This window comes from Leptolyngbya sp. FACHB-261, assembly GCF_014696065.1.
In the GTDB taxonomy this organism is placed as follows: domain Bacteria; phylum Cyanobacteriota; class Cyanobacteriia; order FACHB-261; family FACHB-261; genus FACHB-261.
In genome coordinates, this window is sequence record NZ_JACJPL010000024.1 from 332,959 (window position 1) to 339,307 (window position 6,349).

The 6,349-nt window shown below is 53.2% G+C and carries 6 protein-coding genes, 2 tRNA genes and 1 pseudogene; 4 read left to right on the forward strand and 5 right to left on the reverse strand.

Annotated features, from left to right (window positions below; translation table 11 throughout):
• The first annotated feature begins 93 nt into the window (after positions 1 to 93).
• Positions 94 to 1,122: a glycoside hydrolase family 43 protein gene (locus H6F94_RS16040; protein ID WP_190803238.1), complete on the forward strand. Its 1,029-nt coding sequence runs from the start codon at positions 94 to 96 to the stop codon at positions 1,120 to 1,122.
• Positions 1,123 to 1,200: 78 nt separating this feature from the next.
• Here H6F94_RS16040 and H6F94_RS16045 read toward each other — a convergent pair.
• Positions 1,201 to 1,274 (reverse strand) — tRNA-Asp (locus tag H6F94_RS16045).
• Between the two features lie 121 nt (positions 1,275 to 1,395).
• Between H6F94_RS16045 and H6F94_RS16050 the strand changes: the two genes are divergently transcribed.
• A tRNA-Ser gene (locus tag H6F94_RS16050) sits at positions 1,396 to 1,480 on the forward strand.
• A gap of 67 nt (positions 1,481 to 1,547) precedes the next feature.
• On the opposite strand, the gene H6F94_RS16055 is transcribed toward H6F94_RS16050, so the two are convergent.
• Together H6F94_RS16055 and H6F94_RS16060 are read right to left on the reverse strand one after the other, a co-directional pair.
• Positions 1,548 to 2,546, reverse strand: coding sequence for an RNA polymerase sigma factor, RpoD/SigA family (locus H6F94_RS16055; RefSeq protein WP_190803239.1), 999 nt, complete (start codon positions 2,544 to 2,546; stop codon positions 1,548 to 1,550).
• A 504-nt stretch (positions 2,547 to 3,050) separates the two neighbouring features.
• A complete protein-coding gene (locus H6F94_RS16060; RefSeq protein ID WP_190803240.1) occupies positions 3,051 to 3,590 on the reverse strand; it encodes a gamma carbonic anhydrase family protein in 540 nt (179 codons plus the stop codon).
• A 117-nt stretch (positions 3,591 to 3,707) separates the two neighbouring features.
• Here H6F94_RS16060 and H6F94_RS16065 point away from each other — a divergent pair, with 117 nt between their 5' ends.
• Both H6F94_RS16065 and H6F94_RS16070 read left to right on the forward strand, forming a co-directional pair.
• On the forward strand, positions 3,708 to 4,226 hold the full coding sequence (locus tag H6F94_RS16065) for a TIGR02652 family protein (protein WP_190803241.1): 519 nt from the start codon (positions 3,708 to 3,710) through the stop codon (positions 4,224 to 4,226).
• The gene (locus H6F94_RS16070; RefSeq protein WP_396426440.1) at positions 4,223 to 4,633 is read left to right on the forward strand and encodes a VOC family protein; all 411 of its coding nucleotides are present in this window, start codon (positions 4,223 to 4,225) and stop codon (positions 4,631 to 4,633) included. Before H6F94_RS16065 ends, H6F94_RS16070 begins: the two co-directional genes overlap by 4 nt.
• 82 nt (positions 4,634 to 4,715) lie before the next feature.
• Here H6F94_RS16070 and psbC read toward each other — a convergent pair whose 3' ends face one another.
• Positions 4,716 to 6,098, reverse strand: coding sequence for a photosystem II reaction center protein CP43 (psbC, locus tag H6F94_RS16075; protein WP_190803242.1), 1,383 nt, complete (start codon positions 6,096 to 6,098; stop codon positions 4,716 to 4,718).
• Positions 6,099 to 6,214: 116 nt separating this feature from the next.
• Positions 6,215 to 6,349, reverse strand: a pseudogene (locus H6F94_RS16080) (photosystem II D2 protein (photosystem q(a) protein)); the annotation flags it as partial.

Sequence of the window (6,349 nt, forward strand, 5' to 3'; positions counted from 1 at the left end):
GCTATTTTATTTACACTTCGAGTAGGTCACTTTCGAGTAAGTCACTTAGGTTGGCTCCTCAACTTGATGGATCAGAATTTAGCTAGAAGCACAATGTCTCAAACTGAACCGACATCTGACTCTGTTACTACAGCACGAACCTACACAAACCCGGTCTATCCAGGCTATTTTGCCGATCCCTTCGTTTGGCAGCATGAGGGTATTTATTACGCTATCGGCACAGGCCCAGCAGAAGCCGCAGGCGAAGTGGACAAGAGCACTCAACAGCTTGTTTTTCCCCTTTTGCGCTCAACTGATTTTATAAACTGGCACTCTGCGGGCAAGGCTTTGAGGCGTCCAGATCCTGCGCTTGGTGATAATTTTTGGGCCCCTGAAATTGCCTACTCAGCGGGTAAATTCTATCTTTATTACTCAGTAGGGCATGAGGACAAAAGACACCAGCTCCGCGTTGCGATCAGTGAGAATCCCCTAGGCCCCTATGAAGATTTAGGAGAACCTCTGCTAGACCCCGACTCCTGCCCATTCACCATCGATCCGCATGCCTTCCAGGATGACGACGGGCAGTGGTATCTGTTCTACGCCCGCGACTTCTTAGACACAGAGGCTGGGGTGCGAGCTGGTACTGCCTTGATGGTTGCTCCCCTGCAAGAGATGACGAGACTAGTTGGGGAGGGCAATGTGGTTCTACGAGCCCGCTCCGATTGGCAGCGTTTCCTAGCGGACCGTCCTATGTACGGTGGTATTTATGATTGGCACACCTTGGAAGGTCCTTGTGTTCGTAAGCATGGGGGGCGTTACTACTGTCTCTACAGCGGCGGGCGCTGGGAGACTGAAAGCTATGGGGTAGATTATGGCGTTGCCGAAAGCGTGATGGGTCCCTACTCAGACGTAGGGAATGAGACAGGCCCACGCGTGCTGCGCTCCGTCCCTGGTCAAGTTCTGGGCCCCGGTCATAACTCAGTAGCAGTTGGCCCAGATGGCCAGACGGAGTACATCGTTTACCACGCTTGGGACACAGACATGGAAGCGCGACGGATGTGCTTAGACCCATTAGTCTGGACACCCGATGGTCCGCGCTCTGGCGGTCCTACCTGGACGCCGCAATCTGCGATTACGCGGTGAGAGGGTGTTTATCCCCGGCAAATGGTAAAAACTCGTAGAGGCCAGGTCATCTGGCCTCTACAAAGTGACTTGTTTGAACGGGACTGACGGGGCTCGAACCCGCAACTTCCGCCGTGACAGGGCGGTGCTCTAACCAATTGAACTACAGTCCCCTGTAGTGCTCTTTTTCAGAGCGAACTTAATCTTCTAAGATTTAAAGCGTTTTGTCAAACATTTCGGCAGATTTTTTTTGATTTTGGGACGCGTGTCTCTACGGTAGAATAAGGGACGCCTGGAGAGGTGGCAGAGTGGTCGAATGCGGCTGACTTGAAATCAGTTGTGGCGAAAGCTACCGGGGGTTCGAATCCCTCCCTCTCCGTAGCCAGTTAAAGTCCTGAATAAAATCAATAGGAGCGAGGTAACCTCGCCCCCACCCTCAGGCCTGCTTAGCTAGCTAAGTACTCTCTCACTGCAGCTTTACGCCGCCGCAGCTTGTCCAGGGCTTGATTCTCAAGCTGGCGTACCCGCTCCCGGCTGATGCTGAGCTGCTTGCCCACTTTCGCTAAGGAAAGCTCTTGGCCATCGCGGAGGCCATAGCGCAAAGAGAGCACTTCACGCTGCTGAGGCGTCAGCTCATCCAGTAGGCTGTTGAGATCATCACGCAGAGATTCCCGCGTCGTATGGTCTTCTGGTGACGGACCATCGTGCTCTAGCAGATCGCCTAATTCGGTGTCCTGGTTGTCACCCACTCGCAGCTCCAAGGAGACTGGTTGACGAGCGATTTGCAGACATTCCCGAATTTGTTCTGCCTTTAGCCCCAAGCGGTCAGCAATCTCACCAGCGGTAGCTGTGCGTCCTAGCTCTTGAGACAACTGCCGCTGAGTGCCCTTGATCTTGTTAAGCTTTTCGGTGATGTGGACGGGCAGACGAATAGTACGGCTTTGCTGGGCAATGGCACGCGTGATTGCCTGACGGATCCACCAGTACGCATAGGTCGAGAACTTGAAGCCGCGCATAGGATCGAACTTGTCTACCCCCCGCTCTAAGCCCAGCGTTCCTTCCTGAATCAGGTCAAGCAGTTCCAGGTTGCGCTTTTGGTATTTCTTGGCAACCGAGACGACCAGACGCAAATTTGCTTCCATCATTCGTCTTTTAGCTCGCTGCCCCCGCTCCAAAACGGCATGCAGCTCCTCTATACTGAGATTGACCTGCTCAGACCATTCCTGGTCAGTTGGGTCATGCCCCAGATTACTGGCTAGAACCTCTTGGGCCTCGCGCAGCTTCATCATCTGCTGCACCTGCTTACCGAACAGGATTTCCTGCTCGTGGGTCAGTAGTGGTACGCGCCCGATCTCGTGCAGATAAGTTCGCACCATATCAGCCGTAAAATCGCGACCACTGGCGGTTTTGGTAACCCGCCCGTCAACTGTATTGCTTGCTTGCATGGATCGTTCTTGACCTCCCCTTGTCAGGAGACTAGGGAACACAACAGGTAAAACAAAAAATGAAGTGAGCATTGGCCAGGGTACTTGCCAGCCCCCAGCCTCAGAATCGAAGCAAATATAGAACCTCTGGATACAAAGCTCGTGGCACTACTCCCTGCCACAAACCTCTCCGCCACTTCAGCGTTACCTGAGAGCAGCGTTGCCTAAGAGCTAAGTCAAAGCCAAACTGAATTTATGTTCACTATTCCATACTATTACAAGTTTTAGATTCAGTAAAGTACTGATGAACTAGTTGCAAAATGTCGCGCTCCAAGGCATACTCCCAGCTAGCTTACCAGGGTATAGACTTTGGCCTCTGGCCTTAGTTCCGCTTGGCGCAGCCTGAGCAGGTACGGGTTTCCGACCCGTAACCGCACTTTTCTTAAAGGAGTTGAGGTTCTGACTCTTTTAAGGTTGCAGCTCACACGCAAAAGAATGTGCAAAACAAACTCACCGAGCTGGAACTCAGGGAGAAGTCGCTTGGGGCCAAGTAAAGCTAGGGTTTTTACCTGCATGGGCTAGCGCCAGCTGCTCGTAGTTGCGGGCGTGTTGAATTAGATCTGCAACCTCTTCTTCAGATAATTCTCGGACGGGTTTAGCCGGCACGCCTGCAACCAGGGTATGAGCAGGCACATCTCGGGTAACAATCGACCCTGCCGCTACAATACTGCCAGCTCCTACCCGAACACCATCTAGCACAACAGCACCAATACCAATCAAGCTTCCCTGCTCAACGTGGGCTGCATGAATCACAGCTCGATGTCCAACCGTGACATGGTCTTCTAAGCGCGTTATGCGCCCTGGGTCACCGTGCAGAACAGCACCGTCCTGAATGTTGGTAAAAGCGCCAATCTGAATCCGCTCAACATCGCCTCGGAGAACAGCGGTGTACCAAATACTCGATCCAGGATCGACTTCGACTTGACCAATGACGGTCGCATTCGCAGCGACGAAGGCAGCGGCAGAGAGATCAGGAACTTGAAGCCAGGCTGGTAAGGTTGACACAATGACAAACCTGAACGTACTGCTTACACCATAGGGGTGGAGCACTATCGTTATAATAAAGCGGACAAAGGACTAAGCCTTGTTTCTCCCGATTGCCCTAATGGGGATCTGCACTTCATGACGAACCCAGCCCTTCAATATCCCATTTTTGGGCCGGAGATCCAGTGTCCCCACTGTCGCCACGTAATTCCCGCCCTGACCCTGACTGATACTTACCTTTGCCAGCGTCACGGGGCGTTTGAGGCTGATCCCAAAACTAAAGAGCTGGTTCACTTGCAATCCAGCCGGCACTGGCGTCTATGGGGCGATGAATGGTATCGCCAGCACACCCACCCTGATGGGATCCGTTTTGAGATTCATGAGGCATTAGACCGGCTTTACACGCAGGGTTATCGAGCAACCCGCGTAATTATTGCTCATCGCTATCACGATTTGGTCAGTGCCTATTTGGAGCGTACAACGCCTTGGCGAGGCCAGCGAGACCAAGAGAGTGGAACTCGGCACCGCCTCTATGGGTTGCCCGTCGAATTCAGCCCCACTGCTGACGAAGATGCACGCTGGGGAGTGATCAATTTCGACTTGATCAAGGAGCCAGGAACACCCATCCGTTACCCTTACTTCCGGCTCTTCGAGTGAGTGGCTTGCAGCTCAGCCTGCATCACATGTCGGTGCGCACTGCGGATATCTTCCAAGCAATCCGATTTTATGAGTTGCTTGGCTTTGAGGTTCAGGAGCGTTTCACCACTGGCATGACCCTAGCCTGCTGGCTAGCTGGTCCCGGAGGTCGTCTAGAGCTCATTCAAATCCCTGAGCCCAAACCTGCACCTGATGCCTTTGGGGACGAGCACTACGTAGGCTACTATCACCTGTCTTTTCAGGTGGAAAATTTGAACCAGCTGCTCACGGGCTTGAAGGAACAGTGGCCACTTCAACTTCAGGTGTTACTAGAGCCCACAGAGCAGTTGATTGGTGAGCAACAGTACCGAGTGGCTTTCATTGCTGATCCAGATGGCTTACCCATCGAATTTCTGCAGCCTCTCTAGATCTCCTAGAAATCAAGTTGGAATAGTTAACCCCCTGCTGATGATTCAGCAGGGGGTTTGCAATTAAACCTAGAACTAGAAACTAGTCGAGGTCTGTCATAGCTAGTACAGGCTCGGTCTTGCGGTCGATACCCTTCTCAAAACCAGCAGCGGCAGCGCGAGCACGGCCAGCATGCCACAGGTGGCCTACCAGGAATAGGAAAGCCAGCACGAAGTGAGAAGTGGACAGCCAAGAACGGGGAGACACAAAGTTCACCGAGTTGATTTCAGTGGCCACACCACCCACAGAGTTCAGAGAGCCCAGAGGAGCGTGGGTCATGTACTCAGCTGCACGGCGAGCTTGCCAGGGCTGAATGTCATTCTTGATTTTGTCGATGTCCAAGCCGTTGGGACCGCGCAGAGGCTCCAGCCAAGGAGCACGCACATCCCAAAAGCGCATGGTTTCACCACCGAAGATAACCTCACCCGATGGGGAGCGCATCAGGTACTTACCTAGACCTGTCGGACCCTGAGCAGTAGCAACGTTAGCGCCCAGCTTTTGGTCACGAATCAAGAAGGTCAGAGCCTGAGCTTGGGAAGCCTCAGGACCAGTCGGACCGTAGAACTCGGAGGGGTAAACGGTGTTGTTGAACCAGACAAAGCAGGTAGCAATGAAGGCCATTAATGACAGAGCGCCCAGGCTGTAGGAGAGATAAGCCTCACCCGACCAGACGAAAGCGCGACGAGCCCAAGCGAAGGGCTTGGTCAAGATGTGCCAAATACCACCAGCAATGCAGATGAAACCAACCCAAATATGACCACCGATCACATCTTCAAGGTTGTCGACGCTGACGATCCAGCCTTCACCACCGAAGGGAGACTTCACCAAATAGCCAAAGATGACTGCCGGGTTCAGGGTTGGATTGGTGATTACGCGAACATCACCACCGCCTGGCGCCCAGGGGTCATAGACACCACCAAAGAACATGGCCTTTGCCACGAGCAAGAACGCACCTAGACCCAGCAGGATCAAGTGGAAGCCGATGATGTTGGTCATCTTGTTCTTGTCGCGCCAGTCATAGCCGAAGAAGGAGGAGTAGTTCTCCAGAACTTCAGGACCACGAATAGCGTGATAGATGCCACCGAAGCCCAGCACTGCCGAAGAGATCAAGTGCAGAACGCCGACTACGAAGTAAGGGAAGGTATCAATAACCTCACCGCCAGGGCCAACACCCCAGCCCTGAGCAGCTAGGTGAGGCAGCAGGATCAGGCCCTGCTCATACATGGGCTTTTCTGGGATGAAGTGGGCTACTTCAAATAGGGTCATAGCCCCAGCCCAGAACACAATCAGACCAGAGTGGGCAACGTGAGCACCCAACAGCTTACCGGACAGATTGATGAGACGAGCGTTCCCAGCCCACCAGGCAAAGCCAGTGGAATCCTGGGTTCTGCTCCCCACCAGACTTGAGTCATATGTCGCTGTCACAGGAGTAAAACCTTTTTCAGGAGAGCTAAACAGTCACAAAGAGAGGATTCTGAGAGCTAGGTTGGGGCAGTTGCCTACCCCTTCCTTAGAAAACTAGAGTATCGCGCTCAGGGACGTTACAGAGCGTTACCACGAGGTAGGACTTCTTCGGGGAAGATAAACTGCTCGTGCGGCTGGTCCTGCGGCGCCATCCACGCCCGGATCCCCTCGTTCAACAAGATGTTCTTCGTGTAGAACGTCTCGAACTCTGG